20 protein-coding genes and 1 pseudogene are annotated in these 25,771 nt (G+C 48.1%); 11 read left to right on the forward strand and 10 right to left on the reverse strand.

Features of this window, described 5'->3' with window-relative positions; genetic code table 11:
* Positions 1–11 precede the first annotated feature (11 nt).
* Positions 12–680, reverse strand: a complete 669-nt coding sequence (gene folE, locus OH663_RS10400; protein ID WP_043000121.1) for a GTP cyclohydrolase I FolE — start codon at positions 678–680, stop codon at positions 12–14.
* A 321-nt stretch (positions 681–1,001) separates the two neighbouring features.
* On the opposite strand from folE, the gene fghA reads away from it, so the two are divergent.
* Both fghA and OH663_RS10410 read left to right on the forward strand, forming a co-directional pair.
* A complete protein-coding gene (gene fghA / locus OH663_RS10405; protein WP_045445026.1) occupies positions 1,002–1,838 on the forward strand; it encodes an S-formylglutathione hydrolase in 837 nt (278 codons plus the stop codon).
* A gap of 460 nt (positions 1,839–2,298) precedes the next feature.
* Positions 2,299–4,284 carry a ligand-gated channel protein gene (locus tag OH663_RS10410; protein ID WP_048221043.1) on the forward strand — a complete coding sequence of 662 codons (1,986 nt, stop codon included), beginning with the start codon at positions 2,299–2,301 and terminating at the stop codon, positions 4,282–4,284.
* A gap of 106 nt (positions 4,285–4,390) precedes the next feature.
* On the opposite strand, the gene lysP is transcribed toward OH663_RS10410, so the two are convergent.
* Positions 4,391–5,860 (reverse strand): lysine-specific permease, encoded by a 1,470-nt coding sequence (gene lysP, locus OH663_RS10415; RefSeq protein ID WP_045445033.1) that lies wholly within the window; start codon positions 5,858–5,860, stop codon positions 4,391–4,393.
* Between the two features lie 207 nt (positions 5,861–6,067).
* Positions 6,068–6,949, reverse strand: coding sequence for a DNA-binding transcriptional regulator YeiE (gene yieE, locus OH663_RS10420; RefSeq protein WP_045445036.1), 882 nt, complete (start codon positions 6,947–6,949; stop codon positions 6,068–6,070).
* A 131-nt stretch (positions 6,950–7,080) separates the two neighbouring features.
* Between yieE and OH663_RS10425 the strand changes: the two genes are divergently transcribed.
* On the forward strand, positions 7,081–8,130 hold the full coding sequence (locus tag OH663_RS10425; RefSeq protein WP_048221042.1) for a YeiH family protein: 1,050 nt from the start codon (positions 7,081–7,083) through the stop codon (positions 8,128–8,130).
* A gap of 65 nt (positions 8,131–8,195) precedes the next feature.
* Entirely contained in the window at positions 8,196–9,053 is an 858-nt protein-coding gene (gene nfo / locus OH663_RS10430; RefSeq protein ID WP_048221041.1) for a deoxyribonuclease IV, read from the forward strand.
* 47 nt (positions 9,054–9,100) lie between these two features.
* On the opposite strand, the gene hypT is transcribed toward nfo, so the two are convergent.
* Positions 9,101–10,006: a hypochlorite stress DNA-binding transcriptional regulator HypT gene (gene hypT, locus OH663_RS10435; protein ID WP_075261762.1), complete on the reverse strand. Its 906-nt coding sequence runs from the start codon at positions 10,004–10,006 to the stop codon at positions 9,101–9,103.
* A gap of 339 nt (positions 10,007–10,345) precedes the next feature.
* Here hypT and cuyB point away from each other — a divergent pair, with 339 nt between their 5' ends.
* Positions 10,346–11,065: a cysteate racemase gene (gene cuyB, locus OH663_RS10440; protein ID WP_045445049.1), complete on the forward strand. Its 720-nt coding sequence runs from the start codon at positions 10,346–10,348 to the stop codon at positions 11,063–11,065.
* Positions 11,066–11,142: 77 nt separating this feature from the next.
* Entirely contained in the window at positions 11,143–12,441 is a 1,299-nt protein-coding gene (locus tag OH663_RS10445) for an anaerobic C4-dicarboxylate transporter (RefSeq protein WP_045445052.1), read from the forward strand.
* 109 nt (positions 12,442–12,550) lie between these two features.
* Here the strand turns inward: OH663_RS10445 and fruA are convergent, their stop codons facing one another.
* The 3 genes from fruA to fruB are packed head-to-tail and all read right to left on the reverse strand — an operon-like array spanning position 12,551 to position 16,324.
* Positions 12,551–14,239 carry a PTS fructose transporter subunit IIBC gene (fruA, locus tag OH663_RS10450; RefSeq protein ID WP_045445055.1) on the reverse strand — a complete coding sequence of 563 codons (1,689 nt, stop codon included), beginning with the start codon at positions 14,237–14,239 and terminating at the stop codon, positions 12,551–12,553.
* A gap of 16 nt (positions 14,240–14,255) precedes the next feature.
* Positions 14,256–15,194: a 1-phosphofructokinase gene (gene fruK, locus OH663_RS10455; RefSeq protein WP_003027446.1), complete on the reverse strand. Its 939-nt coding sequence runs from the start codon at positions 15,192–15,194 to the stop codon at positions 14,256–14,258.
* Positions 15,194–16,324, reverse strand: a complete 1,131-nt coding sequence (gene fruB, locus OH663_RS10460) for a fused PTS fructose transporter subunit IIA/HPr protein (protein WP_048221038.1) — start codon at positions 16,322–16,324, stop codon at positions 15,194–15,196. Before fruB ends, fruK begins: the two co-directional genes overlap by 1 nt.
* A 368-nt stretch (positions 16,325–16,692) precedes the next feature.
* Here fruB and setB point away from each other — a divergent pair, with 368 nt between their 5' ends.
* Positions 16,693–17,874 (forward strand): sugar efflux transporter SetB, encoded by a 1,182-nt coding sequence (gene setB / locus OH663_RS10465; RefSeq protein WP_200010120.1) that lies wholly within the window; start codon positions 16,693–16,695, stop codon positions 17,872–17,874.
* A 19-nt stretch (positions 17,875–17,893) separates the two neighbouring features.
* Here the strand turns inward: setB and OH663_RS10470 are convergent.
* A pseudogene (locus tag OH663_RS10470) lies at positions 17,894–18,073 on the reverse strand (YkgJ family cysteine cluster protein); the annotation flags it as partial.
* Positions 18,074–18,162: 89 nt separating this feature from the next.
* Here OH663_RS10470 and OH663_RS10475 point away from each other — a divergent pair.
* The 4 genes from OH663_RS10475 to OH663_RS10490 all read left to right on the forward strand — a co-directional run bounded on the left by OH663_RS10475 (position 18,163) and on the right by OH663_RS10490 (position 22,277).
* A complete protein-coding gene (locus OH663_RS10475) occupies positions 18,163–20,079 on the forward strand; it encodes a recombinase family protein (protein ID WP_159359365.1) in 1,917 nt (638 codons plus the stop codon).
* A 495-nt stretch (positions 20,080–20,574) separates the two neighbouring features.
* Positions 20,575–21,339, forward strand: coding sequence for a lysozyme inhibitor LprI family protein (locus OH663_RS10480; RefSeq protein WP_201450569.1), 765 nt, complete (start codon positions 20,575–20,577; stop codon positions 21,337–21,339).
* Complete coding sequence (locus tag OH663_RS10485; RefSeq protein WP_159359364.1) at positions 21,329–21,697, forward strand: hypothetical protein; 369 nt, start codon at positions 21,329–21,331, stop codon at positions 21,695–21,697. Before OH663_RS10480 ends, OH663_RS10485 begins: the two co-directional genes overlap by 11 nt.
* Positions 21,681–22,277, forward strand: a complete 597-nt coding sequence (locus OH663_RS10490; protein WP_159359363.1) for an OB-fold protein — start codon at positions 21,681–21,683, stop codon at positions 22,275–22,277. Before OH663_RS10485 ends, OH663_RS10490 begins: the two co-directional genes overlap by 17 nt.
* 169 nt (positions 22,278–22,446) lie before the next feature.
* On the opposite strand, the gene OH663_RS10495 is transcribed toward OH663_RS10490, so the two are convergent.
* Positions 22,447–23,874, reverse strand: a complete 1,428-nt coding sequence (locus OH663_RS10495; protein WP_159359362.1) for a UvrD-helicase domain-containing protein — start codon at positions 23,872–23,874, stop codon at positions 22,447–22,449.
* A gap of 9 nt (positions 23,875–23,883) precedes the next feature.
* Positions 23,884–25,611 (reverse strand): ATP-dependent nuclease, encoded by a 1,728-nt coding sequence (locus OH663_RS10500; protein ID WP_159359361.1) that lies wholly within the window; start codon positions 25,609–25,611, stop codon positions 23,884–23,886.
* Positions 25,612–25,771 lie beyond the last annotated feature (160 nt).

Genomic DNA, 25,771 nt, shown 5'->3' on the forward strand with positions numbered 1-25,771 from the left:
CCCTGCCCTAATCAGTTGTGGTGACGCACGGCGCGCAGGAATTCCTGACGCGTATTCTGGCTGGACTTAAACAGCCCGCCAAGCGAGGTGGTAGTGGTCGCACTGGTCGCATCACGGATACCGCGCGCTTTCACGCAATAATGCACCGCATCAATTGAAACCGCCACATTATTAGTACCGAGCAGCGTTTGCAGCGCGGTCAAAATTTGCTGAGTCAGACGTTCTTGTACCTGTGGACGCTGCGCAAAGAATTGCACAATGCGATTAATCTTCGACAGGCCAATCACAGACTCTTTCGGGATGTACGCCACCGTCGCTTTGCCATCAATTGTGACAAAGTGATGCTCACAGGTGCTGGTCAGCGTGATATCACGAACCGTGACCATCTCATCAACCTTCATTTTATTTTCAATGACGGTAATTTTCGGGAAGTTCGCGTAATCGAGACCGGAGAAAATCTCATCAACATACATTTTAGCGATGCGATGTGGGGTTTCCATCAGACTGTCATCGCTCAAATCAAGATTGAGCAATTGCATAATCTCGGTCATATGGCCGGAGATAAGACGTTTGCGCGTTTCGTTATCCATCTCATGCACGGGCGGGCGCAACGGGGTTTCGAGACCACGTGCGACCAGCGCTTCATGAACCAGGGCCGCTTCTTTACTGAGTGATGACATTTCTTCTTCTCCTGCAGGTGTGGCGCCTCTGCCCTGCGTGGGGCAAAGTTTTTAGGCTGTGTCACAGCCAGAACATTGTGCGTGAGGCGGCGCACATAATCCAGTATTCACCGCGATAATTATTGAAATTGGTGCAGCCTGTTAATGCACAGATCCTACTTGCCGTTCAACCCGGTGAGTATGAGTGTTAATGTAAAGTTATATAGATGATGAAGTATGTTTGCCCAATGCGGAAGTGAAAGTTACTCACAGTGCAATGAATAATCTGTATTATGATTGGTTCGCAAACACATTCAGATTCGACACAACAAGGAGCCACGCATGGAAATGCTTGAAGAGCACCGCTGTTTTGAAGGCTGGCAGCAACGCTGGCGTCACGACTCCGCTACGTTAAATTGCACCATGACTTTCAGCATTTTTCTCCCTCCGCCGCGCGATAACACCCCGCCTCCGGTACTGTATTGGTTGTCGGGTCTGACCTGCAATGATGAGAATTTTACTACCAAAGCAGGCGCGCAGCGTATTGCAGCTGAGTTGGGGATTGTTCTGGTGATGCCAGATACCAGCCCGCGCGGTGAACAGGTGGCCAATGATGACGGGTACGATTTAGGTCAAGGTGCCGGATTTTATCTCAATGCCACACAGCAGCCATGGGCTTCGCATTTCCGCATGTATGACTACTTGCGCGATGAGCTTCCGGCGCTGGTTCAGTCACAGTTTAACGTCGGCGATCGCTGCGCCATCAGCGGACACTCCATGGGCGGTCACGGCGCACTGATTATGGCGCTGAAAAACCCCGGTAAATACACCAGTGTTTCCGCGTTTGCGCCAATCGTAAACCCATGCCGTGTTCCGTGGGGAGAAAAGGCATTTAGTGCCTATCTGGGCGATGATAAGACGACCTGGGCCGCATGGGATAGCTGCGCGTTAATGTTAGCCAGTAAGCCAGAAGATGCCATTCCAACACTCATCGATCAGGGTGACAGCGATCAGTTCCTTGCCGATCAACTTCAACCTGCGGTGCTGGCAGAAACGGCTCGTCAGACGGCGTGGCCGATGACGTTACGCATTCAGCCCGGATACGATCATAGCTATTATTTTATTGCGTCGTTCATTGAAGATCATCTGCGCTTCCACGCACAATATCTGTTGAAGTAACGCACTGAGGGCGTCCGCCCTCTTTGTTTCTCCATCATTTCCTCATTTTTTCTCCATTTTTATTTTGCCGCTATCTCATTGACTGAAAAAGATTTTCCTTGCCAATCATATCAAACACAAATGATTCCAATTATCATTTGTGTTTACAAACATTCACACTTTTGTACAATCTCCTAGCTTCTTTACTTAAAAGAGTCCTTAAAAGACAAATACATATAATTGTCATGGCCTTTGTCATGACGAGTTGATCGTTACCCTAAGAATTCGAGTTGTAGGACAAAATGCAATTGCATTTTGAACAGTGCTGGCCCCGAAGGGGTGAGGCTCTCTTGCCGGATCATGCGGCAGGGGAGTAAATCCCAGGAACGCACATAAGTACGTTCCTGGGGTGAACGAGCTTAGTCAGCACACCTGCAACTTGAAGTATTACGGGTAAATTCATTTAAATGGAATGATACAAATGACTATACCTCACGTTAAGGCTGTTGCTGCCGCAGTATGCGTCGCCAGTCTCCCATCACTCGTCTATGCTGCTGACCAGGATACCGTCGTTGTTACAGCCACCGGGTTTGAGCAAAAAATTCAGGACGCCCCCGCCTCTATTTCTGTGATCACCAAGCAGCAGATAGAGGATAAAGCTTACCGTGATGTCACCGATGCGCTAAAAGATGTACCTGGCGTCGTCGTAACAGGTGGGGGTAGCAGCAGCGATATCAGCATTCGCGGGATGGCTTCGCAATACACGCTTTTCCTGGTAAACGGTAAACGTATCAGCACGCGTGGTACACGTCCCAACAGCGATAACTCTGGCATTGAGCAAGGCTGGCTCCCGCCGCTGGAATCCATCGAACGTATCGAAGTGATCCGTGGCCCTATGTCTTCGCTCTACGGCTCTGATGCGATGGGCGGCGTCATCAACGTAATTACCAAAAAAGTCTCGAATACCAAAGCCTGGACCGGCTCCTTGCATGGCGATGCCACTTTCCAGGAAGACCGGGATTCTGGCGATATTTACCAGACTAACGCTTATGCTTCCGGGCCGCTGATTGACGGGTTACTCGGCGCAAAAGTCACCGGTTTATTCTCTCACCGTGCGGAAGATGAAATCGTCAATGGTTACAATGAGCAGCGTATGCGTAGCGGGGGATTAACCCTGAACTTTACGCCGGATGATAAAAACGATATTGACTTCGATTACGCACGTGAACTGCAGGATCGCGACAGCACGCCAGGCAAGTCAATGGCCGCAGAGAGCTGCCGCAACGGCACCTGTAAGCCAAACAGCAAAAGCGAAAGCAAGTATGTGCACACCACCTATTCATTAACCCACAGCGGTTACTATGACGACTTCAATACCACCAGCTATGTTCAGCAGGAAGAGAGCGAGAATCCCGGTCGCCAGATGAAGTCCTACAACACCATCTTCAATAACCAGAACCAGATCTTCCTCGGGGCACATACCCTGACGGCGGGTGGACAGTACCGTTATGAAAAACTGCGCGATAACGGTAACCAGTTGCAAGCGGCAGATGGTCTGAACAAGCTAACTCGCTGGAGCTGGGCGCTGTTTGCCGAAGATGAATGGGCCGTTACCGATACCTTTACGCTGACCGGTGGTCTGCGTATGGACAAAGATGAAAACTACGGTGATAACTGGACACCGCGTGGCTATGGCGTATGGCATCTTAGCGATCAATGGACCTTAAAAGGCGGTGTTTCAGCAGGCTATCGTGCACCAGACCTGCGTCAGTCATCTGCCAGTTGGGGACAGGTCACCGGCGGTGGTCGCCTGAACGGTATCATTGTAGGCAACCCGGATCTGAAACCGGAGAAAAGCCTGAGTGAAGAAATCGGGTTGCTGTGGGACAACGGTAACGACCTCAACGCAGGCGTCACTCTGTTCAACACTGACTTCAAAAACAAAATTACCGAAGTTCGCCGCTGTAACAGCAGTTCCGATCCTGCCTGCACCATCGGCACAACCAGTTACGATTTTGTCAGCGATCGGGTTAACGTTGATAAAGCCAACATGCGCGGCGTAGAGTCCACCTTCGGCTGGAAGATTACCTCTGACCTCAACTGGACAGCTAACTACACCTACACCGAGTCTGAGCAGAAAAGCGGTCAGTTCTCTGGTCAGCCGCTGAATAAAATGCCAAAACATATGTTTAACACTACGCTGGACTGGCAGGCTACGCAGGATATCGGCTTCTGGAGCCGTCTGAACTTGCGCGGTAAAACATCCGAGTACCTGAGCCGTACCTCAATGGCACAAGGAACCCCTTCCTATACTCAGGTTGACGTCGGCTTGCGTTACTACGCCAACAAAGATCTGTTGCTGACTGCTGGCGTGTATAACGTTCTGGATAAGCAAATCAATTACGATACCTACGACACCGTTCTCGATGGTCGTCGCTATACCGTTGGCCTGACTTACAACTTCTAAGTACAGTGCAATAAAAAACCCCGGCACGAATAATGCCGGGGTTTTTGTTATTTTGTCTGCCGGATGACGGCATAAATGCTGGATCCGGACAGGTCTGTCTAACAGGTTATTTCTTCACTCGCCCCGGGAAGTGCATTTCGCTGTAGCGAACAAAATGGGTTCCTTTTGTCAGCTTGTAGCCAAACCAGATAATCAGGAACAGCGGGATACCGATATAGGTTGCCATCACACCGCCCCAGTCAATGGTATCTTTCAGGAATGCTTCGTAGTTTTGTCCCAGCGTAATAATCAGGCACAACACGAAAGCAAAGATCGGACCCAGCGGGAAGAAACCTGAACGATACGGCAGATCCTTCACATCATGCCCCTGCAGCACATAGCCACGACGGAAACGATAGTGGCTAATGGCAATCCCCAGCCAGGCGATAAAGCCCGTCATCCCGGAGGTATTCAGCAGCCACAGGTACACAGTCTGGTTGCCAAACATTGAAGTCAGGAAGCACAACCCTGCCACCACCGTGGTCGCATATAACGCATTACGCGGTACACCGCCACGAGACAGCTTAGCGAAAATACGCGGCGCTTTACCATCACATGCCAGGGTATAAAGCATACGCGTTGACGCATACATCCCGGAGTTACCCGCCGACAATACCGCTGTCAGGATAACGGCGTTCATCACCGCCGCCGCAGAAAGCAGGCCGGCGTGCTGGAATACCAGCGTGAACGGACTGACGCTGATGTCTTTAACATCATTGCGCAGCAGGCTTGGGTCAGTGTATGGAATAATCAGGCTGATGATCAAAATAGCGAACACATAGAACAACAGGATTCGCCAGAACACCTGACGCACAGCGCGAGGAATGTTCTTCTCAGGATCTTCAGATTCGCCTGCAGCGATACCAATCAACTCGGTGCCCTGGAAAGAGAAACCGACGATCATCGCCACGCCAATCATCGCCGCAAAACCACCGGCAAAAGGAGCCTCACCTGTCGTCCAGTTGCTCCAGCCCACCGGTTGAGCGCCTTTAAAGATACCGACGATCATCATCACGCCAACCACAATGAAGATAATAACGGTGGTAACTTTGATCAGCGAGAACCAGTACTCCGCTTCACCAAAACCCCTGACCGAGATGTAGTTCAGCAGGAAGATGACGCACAGGAACAACGCACTCCAGATCCAGCCGGGCGTATCCGGGAACCACCAGCTCATCACCAGTTGTGCAGCCACAAGGTCAACGGCAATGGTTACCGCCCAGTTGTACCAGTAGTTCCAGCCCAGCGCGAAGCCAAAGCCTTCTTCTACATAGTTCTGACCGTAGGTGGAGAACGAACCGGAAACCGGCATATACGCGGCTAATTCACCAAGACTGGTCATCAGGAAGTACACCATCAGACCAATCAGAATATAGGAAAACAGCGCGCCGCCAGGACCCGCCGCAGAAATGGTTGCACCAGATGCAACAAAAAGACCCGTACCGATGGAGCCACCAATGGCAATCATCGTCAGGTGACGCGCTTTCAGTTCACGACGTAGCGTGGGCGCTTCTGTGGTTTTAGTTTCGGAAACCATGTGAAAATGCTATCCATCCAAAAAATGAGGCGCGATTGTAGCAGACGAAACGGCATTCTTCCGGCACAAATGCGCTGTTATAAGAGACCTTCATGACTGGCCGCGGATTATAAGTAAAGCAGAGATTTGAAAGCGTGCAGGCCAGATAAACATAGCCCCATCAGGTAAGAGCATGTCGGCACTACCTGCTTCCGCCACACCTGCGCCTTACCCGGCCTGTTCCACCTGATCGCTATAACGTAAAAAACGCAGCAGCGCATTGGAGAGGTGTTTTTGACGATGATGGACACGCCAGAGGGTGCGAACTAACCGCGGTAGTGGCACGGGAACTTCGCTCAGCGTTCCGGCCCGCAACTGTTCCTCAATGACACGACGCGACAGACAGCTAATACCTAATCCATGACGCACAGCATGTTTAATCGCTTCTGAATTACCCAGCTCCATGGCCATTTGAAACCTCGGCAAATGCGACAACAGCAGGTAATCAACAAGCTCACGCGTACCGGAACCACGCTCGCGGAGGATCCAGGGCGACGCTGCCAGTTGTTCCAGCGTAACGGGCCCCTTCGTTAATGGCGAAGACGGCGCAGCAAAGACCACCAGCTCATCTTCCAGCCACGGTTCAGAGATAATTTCCGTGCTGTGGCAAGGGCCTTCGATAAGCCCAATGTCTACCCGAAAATCCAGTACGGCGTTGATAACATCCTGACTGTTGCCCACGCTCAGCTCCAGTGGCAAATCAGGAAAATCCTGCCGGTAGCGGGCGATCATGGCAGGAAGAATGTAATTACCAATGGTGCTGCTGGCGTATACGCGAATAGCGCCATTATCTTCACGAAAAAGCTGTTCAATTTCAGTTGTTTGCTCAAGCAGCGCCAGCGCGCGAGGATAGAGTAATCGCCCGTGCTCATTAACGACCAGGCGCTTACCCACGCGGTCAAATAGCTGGACACCAAGTTGCCCCTCTAAATCGGTAAGCGCGGCGCTAACCGCCGACTGCGACAATGACAACATCACAGATGCCTGAGTCGTCGAGCCGCTTTTCAGTACCTCAGCAAACACTTCAAGTTGTCGTAGGGTGATATGCATAGTCATTTTCCACCAGGTAGCCGTGCTTACCACTTATAAAGATTAATTATAAATATATAATCAATTTTATTTTTAAGCCACTTCACCTTACTATTTTGTCAAAGATTTCATTCCAATTCACAGGAGGGGTCATGACAGAACTCGCCCTACAGAATCATCGACGTACAGTGTGGCATTTTATTCCGGGGCTTGCCCTGAGTGCAGTTATCACCGGGGCCGCTTTGTGGGGTGGTTCCATTCCCGCCGTAGCGGGTGCCGGGTTCAGCGCCCTCACCTTAGCCATTTTATTGGGGATGGTTCTCGGTAATACCGTCTATCCACACATCTGGAAAAGCTGTGACGGTGGCGTACTGTTTGCCAAACAACATTTATTACGCCTGGGGATAATCCTCTACGGCTTCCGCCTCACATTCGCGCAGATTGCTGACGTTGGCGTCAGCGGTATCGTGATCGATGTGTTGACGCTGACCAGTACCTTTATGCTTGCCTGTTTCCTTGGGCAGAAAGTGTTTGGCCTGGATCGGCACACCAGCTGGCTCATTGGTGCCGGGAGCAGCATTTGCGGTGCAGCCGCGGTGCTGGCAACAGAACCGGTAGTCAAAGCAGAAGCCAGTAAAGTGACAGTCGCTGTCGCAACTGTGGTTATCTTCGGTACGATTGCAATCTTCCTGTACCCGGCAATGTATCCACTGCTGGCACACTGGTTTAGCCCGGAAACCTATGGGATTTACATTGGCTCTACCATGCATGAAGTAGCACAGGTTGTCGCCGCCGGACATGCAATTACCCCGGACGCAGAAAACGCGGCAGTGATTGCAAAAATGTTGCGCGTTATGATGCTGGCTCCATTCCTCATCATCCTGGCTGCCCGTGTGAAACAGCTGTCTCCGGCGACCGGAGGGGAAAAAAGTAAAATCACTATTCCGTGGTTTGCCATCCTGTTTATTGTGGTTGCGATTTTCAACTCGTTCCACCTGCTACCGAAATCCGTAGTGGACATGCTGGTTACGCTGGATACAGTTCTGCTGGCGATGGCGATGGCCGCACTTGGGCTTACCACTCACGTCAGTGCACTGAAGAAAGCAGGTGCTAAACCCTTACTGATGGCGCTTGTTCTGTTTGTCTGGCTGATTGTGGGCGGCGGTGCGATTAACGTTGCCATCCACGCGCTGATGGCATGATCGATCACGACTAACCCTTGTTAACCCGCTATACTCTCCCCTTTTGAGTATGGCGGGTTTAACTTATGAAATATATTGGAGCGCACGTAAGCGCCGCTGGCGGTCTGGCTAACGCCGCTATTCGAGCCGCGGAAATCGAAGCGACCGCATTCGCCCTGTTCACCAAAAATCAGCGCCAGTGGCGCGCCGCGCCGTTGACGACCGAAGTCATAGATGACTTTAAGTCAGCCTGCGAGAAGTACCATTTTTCTCCGGCACAAATCCTGCCTCACGACAGCTACCTGATTAACCTCGGACACCCGGTGAGCGACGCGCTGGAAAAATCACGCGATGCCTTTATTGATGAAATGCAGCGCTGTGAGCAGCTTGGCTTATCTCTGCTTAACTTTCACCCTGGTAGCCATTTGATGCAGATCCCGGAAGATGAGTGCCTGGCGCGGATCGCGGAGTCGATCAATATTGCCCTCGCTCAGACTCAGGGCGTGACGGCAGTCATTGAAAATACCGCCGGACAGGGCAGTAATCTTGGGTTTAAGTTTGAGCATCTGGCGGCCATTATTGATGGCGTAGAAGATAAAACCCGTGTCGGTGTCTGCATCGATACCTGCCACGCCTTCGCTGCCGGATACGATCTACGCACTACTGCCGAGTGCGAAAAGACCTTTGCGGAATTTGAACGCATCGTCGGCTTTAATTATTTACGCGGGATGCATCTCAACGATGCCAAGAGCACATTTGGCAGCCGTGTTGACCGCCACCACAGCTTAGGCGAAGGCAACATCGGTCACGATGCCTTCCGCTGGATCATGCAGGACAAGCGTTTTGACGGTATTCCACTGGTACTTGAGACCATCAACCCTGATATCTGGGCAGAAGAGATAGCCTGGCTGAAAGCCCAGCAAACAGAAAAAGCAGTCGCGTAACATCGTTCCCGCGCGCCAGACTAACTGGCGCGCCTCAGAAGTGAAAATCAAAGCTCTGGCATATGGTTACGCAAGATGCCCCAGAAATTTTCAGCTGTTTTATTCAACCGGGTATCCATCCTGTAAATATAGGCCTGAATTGGCACCATTAGCTCCGGTACCGCCAGTGAAACCAACCGTTTTGTGCGCAGTTCGTTAACAATCGACCATGCGGGCAACCAGGCGATACCATGTCCATCAAGCGCCATATTTTTCAGCAACTCACTCATCGAAGACATAAATAACGTGCGTCCCGTAATACCGCCCACTTCCGCCAGATGGCGGTTAACCAACCGCCCCATATAAGATGTACTGGTGTAGTTCAATATCGGCACCTGCGGCTGCCAGATATCAAACAACGGTTTACCCTGCTCATCAGCAGCACAAACAGGGTACAGCTCTGATTCAAAAACTTTCAGACCACAAAAAGGTGACTGCATCAGGTCTTCATCGCGAAATGAGATAATAAAATCACTTTTCCCTTCTCGCAGGGTGTTAACCGCCTGCACAACATCAATGGCCTCAACGTGATAAACAAATTCTTCGCCGTAGGCTGCCATCGAGTGAACTAATCTGGGTAGCATGGTAAGCGACAGCGAATGTGCCGCCGCAACTTTAATATTCGGCACTCCTAGCAAGTTATGACCGCTTAGCTCATCCAGATTACATTCCAGCTGTTGCAATAAGCTTCGTGTCTGCGAGTGAAACAACTTCCCCTCTTCCGTAAGTTGCAACGGCGAAGTGGTGCGATCAAATAACATGACTCCTACCGCCGACTCGAGCGCTTTGATCCGTCGGCTAAATGCTGGTTGAGATATATTACGTTGCTCAGCAGCCTGGGAAAAATGACGACAGGCTTCCAGTGTCAAAAAATCATATAACCATTTTGTCTCGATGTTTTTCATATCGGTCACACAGGTATTTAAATATGTCCATGAGCATATAACATCATGCCTGAGAATTTCAGGACATATCATTGACTCTCAGCAATTAGTGATTCGTTTTTTGCATGACACCTTCGTTTTTGACATTAACCTCCTGATGGTTTCTCCCATATGTTCGCGCTCGATTCTGACCAGAACCCATACTCTTTGCCGGGCGCTGGCATTCTGCCCCTGACTCAACACTCACAATCATGCGGTTTTTGCATTACAGCAAACATTATTGCATTTCTCATCGCCGTCATCAGCTGTTAAACATTAGCGAAAGAAAAAATACAGATTATTTATTAACGGTTAAATGAGGTATAAATCGTGAAAGGTTTAATTGGCGTACTTGGCGGAATGGGTCCTGCTGCAACCGTCGATCTTTTTAATAAATTTGTCACTTATACGGCAGCACAGTGCGATCAGGAACATATTCCATTAATTATTTCATCTATTCCTGATATTCCCGACCGGACCGATGCTCTGATGCATCATGGTCGCTCCCCTCTTCCCGCTATGCGTGATTATCTGCATAAACTGGAAGATGCCGGGGCGGAGTGTATTGTGATTCCCTGTAATACCGCCCATTTTTGGTTCAACGAATTAAAAGATTCCTGCCATATAGACCTGCTAAGCATTGTTGATACAACGATGAATGAGGTTGAAAAATGCAGAAAAACCCGTATTGGGCTGCTGGCAACCAACGCCACACTCTACATGGGACTTTATCAAAAAGGTATAGAATCTCTTGGCTTAAGCTGCATCAGTCCTGATACGTCCAGTCAGGAAAAAGTGATGGAAAGTATTTATTGCTTAAAAGCAGGTGATCTTAAGCACGCGCAAAAAATGATGCTTGAACAAGCCGAAATACTTTTCTCACGCGGTGCTGAAGTTATCGTTCTGGGCTGTACGGAAGTTCCTGTGATCCTTGCCGAAGCGGTTAAACAGTCACCGGATAAATATATTGATTCAACCGGATCATTAGTTCGTGCAGGTATTAAGTGGTACGAAAAAAGAGTAGGAAAGCACCATCTCCTGGCGCAATAAAAAACAAACCTAACTAAATAAACATATTAACTAAACACTCACCTTTAACGACAAATTATTGTCTGGCGGAGATCATTATGATTTGGCTAGAAATTATCGTGGTATTAGGATCAATATTTTTTGGTATTCGTCTCGGCGGGATTGGCATTGGTTTATGCGGTGGACTGGGACTGGCAATTCTGACGCTGGGATTTGGTCTTTCCATCGGTTCCCCGCCCGTAGATGTTATTCTTATTATTATGACGGTTGTTGTAGCAGCATCTGCACTACAGGCCGCAGGAGGCATGGATTATCTGGTACGCATCGCCGGCAATTTTATGCGACGAAATCCAAAATATATTAATATTATTGCGCCAATTATTACCTGGTCGATGACCATTATGGCGGGAACCGGGTTTATCGTCTTTTCTACCTTGCCGGTAATTGCAGAAGTGGCAAAAGAATCCGGCATACGTCCCTCTCGCACGCTAGCTGGCTCCGTAGTCGCCTCCCAAATTGCGATATCTGGCTCGCCGATTAGCGCCGCCATGGCCGCGATGCTGACGATCATGGAAGGGAATGGCGTCAGCTTTATTCAGGTAATGGCGGTTTGTCTTCCGGCCTCATTCGTTGCCGCGATGGTTGCCGCATTAATCGCTTCACGCCAGGGATGCGAGCTGGAAGATGACGAAGTATATCTGGAGCGTCTGCAAAAAGGTCTGGTCCGTAAATATGAAGGGCAGCACAGCACTACGCCGGGAGCTAGGCTTTCTGTCGGCCTGTTTATGCTGGCAACAGTCGTCATCGTTATTCTTGCCGCATGTCCTCAGCTACGCCCCGGCTTCGACATCGGTAGCCCAATGAATACGCGGGATATCATTATTATCTGCATGCTGTCCGCCGCTTGCCTGATGGTGGTGTTGTGTAAAACATCCACAGATTCCATTGTGCTGACATCCACTTTTCGCGCGGGCATGAGCTCACTGGCAGTAATTCTCGGGATCGTAACGCTGGGCACAACATTTATTGATGCGCATCTGGCGGAGATTAAAAGTATCGCGGGCGATATTCTGCAGGCCTATCCGATGCTGTTGGCACTGGTACTCTTTGGTACCTGCGCGCTCCTCTATTCACAAGGAGCAACCACGCCACTGATTATCCCTCTTGCCGTCGCCCTCGGTGTACCAACCTGGGCCATACTGGCTTCGTACGTCGCGGTAACCGGGGTGTTTGTTCTGCCAACTTACCCCACGTCGCTGGCAGCAATGGAATTCGACACCACAGGGACAACGCGGGTTGGCAAGTATGTCTTAAACCATCCGTTTATGTTGCCAGGGTTAGGCGGCATTATTGCTGGTGTTGCCTTTGGCTTTATCATTGCACCCATGATTGCCTGAACCGCATAGCAAAAGGATTCGTTATGCCTCGCCCCATAGAATTTCAATGGATAACGCTTTAAGCATAAAAAAAGGGCAGAGAAATCTCTGCCCTTTGATGAGAGGAGGGTTATGCCGCTTTAGCGACAGCGTCCTCTTCCGGACGTTTCAGGAACGCATAGGCCAGACCCGCAACCAGCGTACCTGCGATAATTGCCAGCAGATATCCAAGAACCGGTGTAATTGCGCCAGGAATCAGCAGTACGAACAGACCACCGTGCGGAGCCATCAGCTTAGCACCTACCGCCATGGAGATTGCTCCGGTCAACGCACCACCGACGATACAGCACGGCAGAACACGCATCGGGTCACGGGCTGCGAACGGAATCGCCCCTTCGGTAATGAAGCACAGACCCAGAACCAGAGCGGCTTTCCCCCCTTCCTGTTGTGCTTTGTCGAATTTACGACGCGCAACAAGGGTAGACAGACCCAGTGCCAGCGGTGGCACCATACCCGCCGCCATGATTGCAGCCATTGGCGCATACGTTTGTGTACTCAGCAGACCCACACCGAAAGCATATGCGGCTTTGTTTACCGGTCCCCCCATGTCAGTACACATCATACCGCCAAGAATTGCACCGAGTAGTACCGCATTCGCCGTCCCCATGGTTTGCAGCCAGTGAGTCAGACCTTCCAGGATGCCAGCAACCGGTTTGCCAATGAGGTAAATCATCGCCAGACCCACCACCAGGCTCGAGAGCAGTGGAATGATCAGGATCGGTTTCAGCGCTTCCATACTTTGCGGCAGTTTCAGCTTAGTGCTGATTAACTTCGCCAGGTAACCCGCAAGGAAACCGGCAATGATCCCGCCGATAAAACCGGAACCGGTGCTTACCGCCAACATACCGCCGATAAGACCCGGCGTCAGGCCAGGACGGTCGGCAATAGAGAACGCAATGTAACCCGCCAGAACCGGAACCATCAGCGCAAAGGCTGAGCCACCGCCAATCTGCATCAACGCTGCTGCCAGCGTGTTAGGCTCTTTAAATGCTTCAATACCAAACGCGAAAGACAGCGCAATACACAGGCCACCGGCAACCACCATTGGCAGCATGTAAGAAACGCCCGTCAGCAGGTGACGGTATGCGCCAGCACTCTCTTTCTTACCCTGTGTCGCTGTAGACTGTCCTTTCCCCGCAGGCTGGTAGAGGGTCGCTTCGTCGACGGCTTTATCCAGCTCTTGCTTCGTTTTCTTCAGTGCCAGACCGGTCGAGGTACGGTACATCGGTTTTCCGGCAAATTTCGCCAGATCCACTTCAATATCAGCAGCCACGATCACCAGATCAGCTTCGGCAACTTCTTCCGGGGTTATGGCATTACCCGCCCCAACAGAGCCACGGGTTTCAACCTTCACCCACCAGCCGCGTTTTTTGGCCTCGGTTTCAATGGCTTCAGCAGCCATAAAAGTATGCGCTACGCCCGTTGGACAGGCCGTTACCGCAACCACACGTTTCGGACCACTGCTTGCCACAGGTGCGGCAGCAGCTGGCGCGCTGTAGGGTTTTGCATGACTTTTCGCTTCGCTAAGGAATAACTCAGGATGAGCAACCGCACGACCAATATCACCCAACCAGACATTTTTTCCGTTCAGCGAAGTGTCATTCGGGAGTTTGTCGCCCAGAACAATCGCCAGCTCAGCATCATTAGGATTATCAATAATATCCAGATGCGCCTTATGCGCCGCCGCTCCAAGCAGGGTTTTCGCCATGTAAGCACGAGCCTGGCCGAGATTAGCGTCAATAATCAGCAGCGTTTTCATTATGCCTCTCCTGCTGTCAGTTAAACGGTTTTAAGTCGACACGCGCCATCATTGCGGCCAACTGAGGACGATCGGTAATACCCACATTACTTTGACTTACGGCCAGTGCAGCAACAGCGGTTGCCAGACGTAAGGTGTGTTCACTGGACTCACGCATCAGCAGGCCGTAAATCAGGCCGCCGACCATTGAGTCTCCCGCACCTACGGTGCTGACCACCTCAACGGATGGCGGTTTCGCAATCCATTCGCCTGAAGCGTTAACCCACAGCGCACCTTCCGCACCGAGTGAAATCACCACATGAGCGATACCCTGCTCGCGCAGTGCATGTGCAGCATCAATAACATCTTTCATTTCCGGCAGTTTACGGCCAGCCCAGATCTCCAGCTCGCGGCGGTTAGGTTTTACCAGCCACGGAGCCGCTTTCAGACCCGCGACCAGTGCTTCACGGCTACTATCAAAGATAATGCATGGACACTGGCTGCGCAGGCGCGTCATCCAGTCGGTGAATGCTTCCGGACTAACACCGGTCGGCAAGCTGCCGCTGACACACACCATGTCGAACTGCCCCAACCAGCTCAAGGAGTCATTCACAAAGCGTTCCCAGTCGGCTGGGGTGACTTCAAAACCAGAGAAATTGAAGTCTGAAACTTCGCCGTCTTTTTCAGTCAGTTTGACGTTAATACGGGTACGCCCCTGCACCACCTGAAAACGGTTAGCAATACCCAATTCGCTGAACAGTTGCTGAAAGCCATCCTGGTTGTCTTTACCCAGGAAACCGCCAACCGTAACGTCGATACCCAGATCTTTCAGAACTTTCGCGACGTTGATGCCTTTTCCAGCCGCGTGCAGACCGGTCGTTTTAACCAGGTTAACTTCACCGCGTTCAATTTCCGGGCAAAAACCGACAAGGTCGTAAGCCGGGTTCAGGGTGATAGTTGCAACACGTCTGCTCATTACGCGCCCTCCCCAAGACCTGCCGCGATAGCATCGCCAATCGCTTTCAGCGCCTGTTCAGCATCATCACCCTGTGCGGTAAAGCGCAGGTGATGTCCTTTCTTCACGCCTAAGGCCACGACTTTCATCAGACTACGTCCATTTGCCGGTTTTCCGGTTCCATCAAGATTTGTCACGGTAATTTCACTGTTAAATTGTTTAATCGTATTCACCAGCATGGTGCCCGGACGGGCGTGTAAACCATGCTCATTGCGCACCACAAACTCAGCGCTCAATACATCGTCAGTTAATGCGTCATCGCTGGTCAGCAGCGCCAGCACGGTAGCTGCGTCAGCTTTCAGTAAACGGTCAGCTTTATTGTTCAACAACAGATCGCCAAGGCGCTTCAGCACCGCAACGGGCTGCTCATCATTCATAGCAACGGTAATCAACGCCGCCGCCGTTTCACCTTGAACCTCAAATGCGTTGGCCGCACGACTGACCGCGATAGCGCTGCGCACATTGCCTTCAGCACAGTCATTCAGCCAAATCCCTTGACCGAGATTCATCGGTTGTTCGTTAATCGCTCTGGTGACGAATGTCGCATCGACCGCTCCAGCTTCTTTCAGCCGTGCAGCGTTCAGCGCCTGCAGCGTCATCAGAGAGTTGGCGGCAACGTCCAGCGTCAGCATGTCATTATCAAGCTTCAGCTGTTCACTTTGCTTTTCGCCCATCAGTAAGGCGCGCAGTTCTTCTGCTGTAGTGGCTGATTTCAGTTGCTCAGCCACCGAATCATCACTCAGCACGTGCGTCAGTTGGCGCAGTAAACCGAGGTGTTCATCCGAGCTGGCTGCAATACCGATAGCCACATACGCGACCTGGTCTTCACCCCAGGTCACGCCTTGCGGGAACTGAAATACCTGCACACCGGTTTTCAGCACGCGGTCGCGCGTATCCGTTGTACCGTGAGGTATAGCAATACCGTTGCCAAGGAAAGTGGATGTCTGTTGTTCGCGTGCCAGCATGCCATCGACGTAGCCCTCCGCGACGTTGCCCGCTTGAACTAACGCGGCTGCAACCTGACGAATGGCCTCTTCTTTGTTTCCGGCCTGCTCGCCCGGGTGTATATCCTGAACAGATAACTGGAACATGGTTCTCCTCTCCTGCTGAATTGAAACGATTCAGCTAACATGAGAAAAAAGGCGCCACCCGACTCCATCATTTAAAATCTGATAGCGCTGAAACGTTTCAAGAAGTTTTGCTCTTTCTGCTTCAGCACGCAAGTAAAGTTGTAGATTTGCTTGCTGAATTTAGATGTAACGCACATTTTTTCTTCTATGTGTGAAAATTGCTGACGCAAAAAACAGGGTTACCCTATCAGGTTCAGCATCGTCAGCATGCTGTTTTCTCAGACTGAAATGCGATTTTGATTTTTCATGCTGATTTTGATTTAGCTCCTTGTTTGTTTTCTGACAAGCAGCGTAAACTCCGCCTCTCTTCACACCACTGATATCGAAACATGCATAACACCCCCGTAGCCGCCACACCAAAGGCGTTTGATTTAACGTCTTCGGCGTTTTTGCTTGTCGCTTTTCTGACGGGTATTGCTGGCGCATTGCAGACTCCTACACTCAGCCTTTTTCTGACCGATGAAGTCCATGCCCGCCCAGGGATGGTGGGTTTCTTTTTTACCGGCAGTGCCGTCATCGGCATCCTGGTAAGTCAGTTTCTGGCCGGGCGCTCTGATAAAAAAGGCGATCGCAAGAACCTGATTGTTTTTTGCTGTGTGCTGGGGATGCTGGCCTGCGTGTTGTTTGCCTGGAACCGTAACTATTTTATTTTGCTGTTTGTCGGTGTTTTTCTCAGTAGCTTTGGCTCTACCGCTAACCCACAAATGTTTGCCCTCGCCCGCGAGCATGCCGACCGCACAGGCCGGGAAGCCGTGATGTTCAGCTCAATTTTACGCGCACAGGTTTCACTGGCATGGGTGATCGGTCCCCCTCTGGCCTACGCACTGGCGATGGGGTTCAGCTTTACGGTGATGTATCTCAGCGCTGCGGTCGCATTTATTATCTGCGGCGTCATGGTCTGGCTGTTCTTACCGTCCATGAACAAAAACGTCCCACTGGCAACCGGCGTAGTCGAGGCCCCAAGGCGTAATCGTCGTGATACGCTTCTGCTTTTTGCAATCTGCACATTAATGTGGGGCACCAACAGCCTCTATATTATTAATATGCCGCTGTTCATCATCAACGAACTGCACCTGCCGGAAAAACTCGCAGGCATCATGATGGGTACCGCCGCCGGGCTGGAAATACCGACAATGCTGATCGCCGGATACTTTGCTAAACGGCTGGGCAAACGCCTGTTAATGCGGTTCGCTGTAGTCGCCGGTTTTTTATTTTATGCCGGTATGTTGCTGGCGCACTCACCGGTTATTTTGCTCGGTTTGCAACTATTGAACGCGATTTACATCGGCATTCTCGGCGGAATTGGGATGCTCTATTTTCAGGATTTAATGCCGGGACAGGCTGGTTCAGCTACCACCCTGTATACGAACACCATCCGCGTGGGGTGGATTATTGCAGGTTCGCTGGCGGGCATTGCCGCTGAAATCTGGAATTATCATGCCGTGTTCTGGTTCGCGCTGGTGATGATTATCGCCACCGTATTTTGCCTCGCGCGCATCAAAGACGTTTAAGAGCCTGATGGGACTGGCTCTAGGGTGCGGTCAGCGCTTCGAGTTCAATAAGATACAGCATTGCCTGGTGCGTTGTTTGCCCGCACATTTCCGCGCTGGGCTGCAAACCTGCACACACTTTTGGGCGCAACTCAGAACCAAAGAGTTTACAGCGCAGTGATTCATCAAGCTGAACGCACGGTGTATTGGCAGGCTTGCCTAGCATACAATTATTCACTGTTTAAAATATGCATCGTTGCTGTTAGCATCACAACCGTCTTATCATTGAGATCAGAAGGACATCTCTCTATGAAACCAAAGCTGTATTCGTATGTACGCTTTTCATCTGCGAAGCAACGGGAAGGTAACTCGCTGGAGCGTCAGCAAGATACAGCGCTAAGAATTGCATCCCGCTATGACCTTGAGCTTGATACAACTGCTTTCCACGATCTTGGCATGTCTGCGTTCAAAGGAAAAAACGCGCATGAAGGGAAGCTATCAGAATTCATCAAACAGATTGGAATCAAAGTTCCTGTTGGATCGTGGTTGGTAGTCGAAAATCTTGACCGTATTAGCCGTGATGATGCCTGGAGCGCGTTGGATATTTTCAAAAGTATACTGAGTAAGGGAATTGTCATTGTTACCGGTATGGATGAAAAGGTTTATAAATATGCGGATGTAAAGAATAATCCAACGGATCTGATCATCTCATTGTTGATGTTCACCCGCGCACACGATGAATCGTTAACAAAAAAGAACCGAGTTGAATCACAAGCCCGTTCTCTGATAAGGCATAACCTAACAAGAAAATCTGGAACGCCAGCAAAATCAATAGAATCAGTGGGTCAAAATGTCTGGTGGGTAGACACAAAGTCAGGATACGTTACTCCACACCCAATGTATTTTTCCGCAGCGCAGAAGATTATTGAACTAAAGCAAAGCGGTGAAACTCTTCTTGGGATCCAACGATATCTTAACAAACATTACCCTGCACCTAAAAAGAGGATTTATAAAGACCAGACAGGTCAAGCACTGACACCCAAAACGGAGCAATGGGGAAAGCATTTAATTCGGACCTTCTTGAACCCTACTGTTCATGGGCAAAAGGTTTTTACGCTAGATAAGCGCGATGAATCAGGTGCCATTATGTGCGATCCGGATACAGATGCGCCATTGAAAGAAACGTTAACTATTCCTGATTACTACCCGGCACTGATGTCAGAAATAGACTATCTGACACTATCAAAACTGGACCGAAACCGAGCAGTTACTCGAAGTTCCTCAAAATACCCAGAGGGCAACCCTGAACCAGAAATCCCACTACTCTCAGGCATTGGTATCCTTTTTTGCGGAAAATGTGGGTCTTTCATGTTCAAATCAGGTTCAAGTAAAAACAAGTACCGTTATATATGTGGTTCAAAGATTGTTCAGGGTAAGCCCTGCGGTAAGAAAGGGTTTACGTCATATCAGCTTGAGCATACTGTTTTGCAACTAATCTCTGATCACGTCTGGAACAACCACCAAGAAGATAAAACAGCCTGGTACGAATCTGAGATTGAAAAGGCATCAGAAGCTGTTAATACGCTGTATAAACTAGCAACTTTAACTGACGGCCTCGAAGAATTGGCAGATCAGATTAAAGCCAATAAACAGAAAAAAGTAACGCTTGAGCGAGAATTTCAACAGTACAAAATCAGCCGTTCAGAAATTCAAACCACTGGCTGGGAACAATTCCGACATTTCGATGTTCATGACACAAAGAACCCTAACCGTAAGCGGATTAGACTAAAGGTAAAACAAGCTATCAAACGTATTGATTGTTATGACATTGATGAGCGACATGATCATTTCGAAGTGACTTTCTCCGACGAGACAAAGCAGAGAATAGTGATTAAGTTCAATCGCAACCGATCTCCTGGTGTTTCGTATGTAGAAGCACAAACAGTCAACGCTCATGACTTACTAAAAATGCAAGGACTTGTGTTGCACTCTTTCATTGATGAACTGATTGAGCCTGAAAAATTTGCCCAGCATATTAAGGACAAACAAGAAGTCAGCATTCTAAACCCGACGTTTATCACTGAACTGGAAGATGGTGTAGGTAAAGCCGAAGGTGATGGAATGGCTATCATGGTGGATGGCAATAAAAACAAATCATATGCAACTGTCAATGGTATTAAGTACGAGATTAACTCTCTGGAAGACTTAGAAAAACTTTCACGCTAAATCACTCTCCCCTTGCCTACTGACAAGGGGAAACCAACCAGTCTCCCCCAGATATCATTCAATACCAAAACCACGTAAAACTCGATACAGAGCGTTTTAGAGCAAGGGGGCAAATTACATCAGTTTCCTTATGTCTACAAACTGAGCCCATTGCACTGCTTCTTATCGAACCACTTCTGCGGTTGCTTGAAAGCCCGTACTAAATCGAAGGAAATCCCCTCAAGCTGGAATACACAGGACTAACCGCAACCTACCCCACCTTAGCATCAAGCATATTAACCCTTTGAAAAACCATAAAATACAATCATCCTCGTCCCCATCCCCCCTCTTACACTCATGCCAATCGATCGTTTTTATAGATCGATATCGCATTATTGATAGATTTTATAGATCAATGTAAGATCATGATTCTTCGTGTGGTGTTTCTCGCAGGCAAGACTCTCGGGATGAGTACTCTGCCCCCCGATTAAGTACGAAAGAAAGAAGGTATCCAGAATGACTATCCTTATAAAAAGCTTAAAAATCATGGCATCAGGGGTTGTTCTCATTTCAGCTATAACCGCTGCCTCCAGTACCGTCTATTTCTTACCAGAGGCAAAATCAGCGGGTGTCGCCAGCCGCGACCAAAAAGCCCTGATGTTTCTCGGCATGGACAGGGATGTAAATCTGAAGGGAATATGCTTCGCGATGGCAAAGCAATCATCATCGATCGTGCCGCTGGTGGATATCACTGCGACAACTGATAACAGCAGATTTAAGATGCACGGGCTACGCCCAAAGAATAACGACGATACAAAGGAATTGGTCTGCTCTCTTGGTTCAGAGGCCGGGGATTTCTTGACTGGCATTTCGAAGTCTACAGTCGTTAACGTGAAGCTGGATTTCAATGGCGAGATCCGCAGTTACAGCTTCGACACTAGAGAGTTCAGGAAAATATTGACTGCCAATGGGCAAGACGTGTGGGCAAAAGCAGCTAAAGGCTACGCTCAGGGAGTACGTGCCCCCATTTTCTATGGAAGCGATAGCGAAGTCCCCAAAAACAATGCAGTCACCTCAAACGTCGATACATACAGTTATAAAGCAAGTGATGAGAAACTTAATTGGGTCTGGAAAAGCCTTAGCCCTGAAACCCGAAAACGTTTACTCCCTTCGCAAAGAGAATGGATAAAGCAAAAGTCCGGCTGCAATAATGAACAGAAATGCCTTATCGACATGACCAATAAGCGCATTACTGAACTGGAGTCTGAAAATGGAAAGTAATGTACTAACTTTAGTTTTAAAAAATGATTGGGTGACTTTCCCTTTGGATCTTACCTTTAACGGAAAATACACGCTCGGACAATTTCATCTGACAGATACGTTCATCGTTGAATATATGAAACTAATACATGGAATAGAAATACCTGATTCATGGATCATTAGCTGTTTCACTAACATATCAAATCTCGATACCCGTAAGGTTATGTATATGGAAAGTTGCGATATGTTGACTAAAAACACAATTAATGAGATCCGCAATGTAGTGAAATTTCCTTCTGACGACGTGAAAATATATCGCTATGATAAGAAGATTGTTAAGATAAAATTGATGGAAGATGACAATGAAATCAAGAATTGAATGTCGCATTAAACAATCAGTCATAACTGTTGCTATCGCCTTCAGTTTTTACGTGTTTCAGGGGATTGCTTTAAACCCATGCCAAGCGAAATCAACTGAAGTAAAACCGACTTCAAACGCAGATACTGTTTCTTTACAACAAACCACGCAATTATCCAGACCGTCTATCATCGATATACTTCCGAGACTTTATACCGCAGAAGAGGTTTATTCACGATTTAAAGAACATGAATTTCGGGCAACTAACGACTTTAAAAATTGTCGATTAATGGTTACAGGTAAAATAGTCAGTATCGGCACTCTTACATTAAGTAATAAACCATTAGTTACATTGGGTATTTCTGGTTCGAATGAAGGACTAAAGTTTATTTTTGAGAATACGGATTATGATAACGATAAGGTAGCGGCATTAAACGTGGGAGATACAGTAATTATTGCGGGATGGAATGCACACCCTGGAACATTCGAAGGTGTTTTTTTAGAGCATTCGCAAATCATGACTAATATGATTTCAAAGAAAAAAATGCAAATGCTTGCTGTAAATGGTGGTGTCTATGATCGGGAGATTTGTCATAAGTAATGCTCTATATAATCTTCAAACGCAGTGGGGAGCCCCTTGCCCCCTTTGCAAATGATTTTCTCAATCATTCAATAAATTATGTCTGGGTTAGTTGATGTGTAATTTTTCTAGCATTCACTATTGACAAAACCGTTAATACATATTTAGTCGTTTAATTATCTAACCTTCCTCATGGGTAACCGATGTACCGATCAGCGGAGAAAACCGTAATTGACTTTGCACCTCGAGAAAGCGCGACATATAAGTTTTTTGCATTCATACCCTTACCTTGCGCATCTAATATTATGCAATGATCGGTCTCAAGTCCTTTTAGTAAAAGAGTTGAACCAATTGCTCGACTCGGTATTCGTTTATCCCCATTGTGACGTATTCTTTCTCGTATGACAGATGCTGCTTCAGCTATTGTTTGAGATGACTGACTAATAGAATGGCTAACGGCATCTTTCAACGCTTCATAAGCAGTCTTACGGTAGATTCTTGTTCCTGACTTAAGGGGCAAGAGCTCCAGTACAGTCAGTAGATTACGCCTGGTCCCCTCAATAGCTAATGTACATAATGCTTGTTCATGGGGGAAAGGAGCTGTTTTATTTCTCTTAGCAAGTATGGAGGTAACTCGTCTAAGGGTATGGGTAACTTCAATATTCGTAATCATTGAAGCTGCAACATCAAGCAGTGATTTTATTAGCTGAAAACCGACTTGTTGATCGAACATAGTCGCAGCTAACATTACACCGCATAACTGAACTTGTTCAACAACTTCGATTCGAGAGGTAACTTGTGCATATTGATGTCGAGATAATTCATTTACTGAACTTCCTATAACCAACAGAGAATCATTTGGATACTTGTTAAGAATAGAATGTTGAACATTCCTCTGCATAGCCAGATCAACGTGTTGCAGCCCAGTCAAACGATGCCATGTCACATACTCGGGACAAGATAGTAAGTCAACTTGTCCTCCTCGCATGAGTTCTTCTCTTACATCTAAAATCCACCGACCCAAACGAGATGTTCCAGCATTTTCCCAACGCCATGGCGTAGATAACTCCCCTAAAAGCGGAAAATCTTGCCCTATGCACATATTCCATTCGGGCATTGCATTACGTCGACCAAAATCAAAAATACATTGCATGGGGTCACCAAAAATGGTCGTCGGTAGAATCGTAGCCAAAGCCTTAATCAAATCGTGTTGGGTAACATCACAATCTTGATACTCATCTACTAAAAGCCGTGAATAGGAAGCTTTTAAAATGCAATTTAGTGCGCCAGAATTGAGATATTTAAGTACGGCTCGACGAACCTCAGGGTAAAAGAGTTTTGGATTTTCCATTGTAGATCCAACGTGGCACGAGCCTCTGAAAGAGTACGCAATTCTTATCAACCAACCATCAATCGTTGCCACAGAGTAATTTTTTGAAGGGATGTGCTCGCGAGTAAGCCGTTTTTTTAAAGCAGAAACACCAGCAGTTGTATGAGTAAGAACGAGATAAGGTTTGGGTTGATTTCTGCGCAAAATGTTAATTATTAATTGCGTTTTACCACATCCCGCAGGCGCAACGATGGAACTCAACCTACTTTCAAGAATCAAATCCTCCATCTTTTTTCCTTACTGTCGTGCCCAAGTGAGCAAATCGTACAATGTATTTGTTAAAGCTGGGCCAAATTCTTTGTATGAAGGACATACAATTTGACGGAATATTTGCTCCGAAGGATCAATATCTTTGTACCAACTTTTTTTACCAGCAGCGGCTGCCAGTATCTTACGATGTTCCTCTTCAAAGCGATGGAGACAATCATCCAATCTGTAACGATTTTGAGAAGCACTCTGGATAGCTGCATCTACCGAATCAAAACCTTTACGGTCAATAGCGATCGTAAGAATGGCAGCGATAAGTTCTGCGGGACATGATTGAAAAATTGCGTCTTCCGTAGAATTATTATTGCCCCACTCAACAACTTTTATACCTGCGGCTAATACTTCCTGTGTAAATGGCTTATGAACTTGCTCTTTATCTGAATCTTTAAATAAAACTGTTAAATATCCTAAAGAAGAGAAAACTTTTGCACGGGCAAACATGCTATCTCCACCACCATCTGCAAAACTTATTCCTTTTGAACAGTTCGTTGGAATTCCGCTATCTTGATAGAATAAGTCAACACCTCTCATTAAGCCTATTTCAGTTTTCCCTTCACAGACAATAACTTTCTTGCTCAAAAAAGCTTCAGCACAAACTCTTAATGTGGATTGTTCATCATTTCCACTTCCAAGATCGTAAATATGGTGTGATGCAGTAACTACATCGTTAGCTGGAGGTGGCGGAGGTAAACGTCGAATTACATGAAGTTGGTGTGCTTGTAACTCGCGAAGAACATGTGGAGAATGAGTGGTGATAAAAACCTGCTTCTCTGGATCTGTATCCTTAGAGCCCAACTCATGAAGAAATCGGGTAATACGGTATGGCTCTAACCCAAATTCTGCTTCATCAACAAGAAGTATGCTGGAGTGATTAGCTGCCTTTTGTATGCCACTAATCAGGAGACGGGATGAGCCAGTTCCTAAGAGCCTTAGCGGTGTCTCGTCTGAATTGTGGAGGCTTATCGCACCATTTGAGAGAGATACACCATTCACATCTAAACAAGCTTTCACTCCGGTAACTGGCACCCCCAGGTTCTCGCCGATTGTTTGTATTTGCGACAATATAGTAGTGATTTCTGGGAGTTGCTGTGCAGCGAAGGCCTGTCGAGTCTGCCTACCTAGTTGGGATAGTACTGATGAAACATCAAAAGTATTTTCAGTTAGTTTGTTTAATACTGACCTACTTCCCCAAGCCAAATGATGATGGGATGTTGCTCCAAGTCTAGACGGTGATATCAATTCACGATGCTTCCATGGCAGACGACGTTCAATCCCCTCTGCTTCTGCTCTCTCTGAAAATAATCTCCAGTCAGGCTCCAGGTCAGAATCAACAACCAACTTTACAGTCAGGACTGTTTCAAAACCATCCCCAGGCCGCGGTTCATCAACAATTAACTTATCGTTTACGTTGAACGCTCGTAAGAAAGGTCCATATTTTTCAATATTTAATAATTCATCGTTTAACTCGCCCAATGTGACAGCGATGACAATTGGGGAGTCCACGTTCATCTGGAAAAAATCAGCATCATTGAAGGCATAGGATCTTCTTGCCCCTAAAGCGAGGTCAATAGCATCAAGTACAGTAGATTTGCCAGTGTCTCCCGGCCCGATTAAACAATTAAGTCCCGGTGATGGTGACCATTTTAGTTGTCTAACTACACGGAAGTTAAGGATTTCTAATTGACGGATTACTGGCATGGATCGCGTCCTTATGAAATGTATCAATCTAAAAGATATAGTCGGAAACGATAGTATCGCGCTGTTTAATTAAAATCAGTGAGATGTCACATGATTCGCGATCAATCTTTTTAACATGAAATTGTTACTACTATCCAATCTGTCCGATGCTTGAATACAT

It is taken from the genome of Citrobacter sp. Marseille-Q5395 (assembly GCF_947057495.1).
Lineage (GTDB): Bacteria > Pseudomonadota > Gammaproteobacteria > Enterobacterales > Enterobacteriaceae > Citrobacter > Citrobacter murliniae.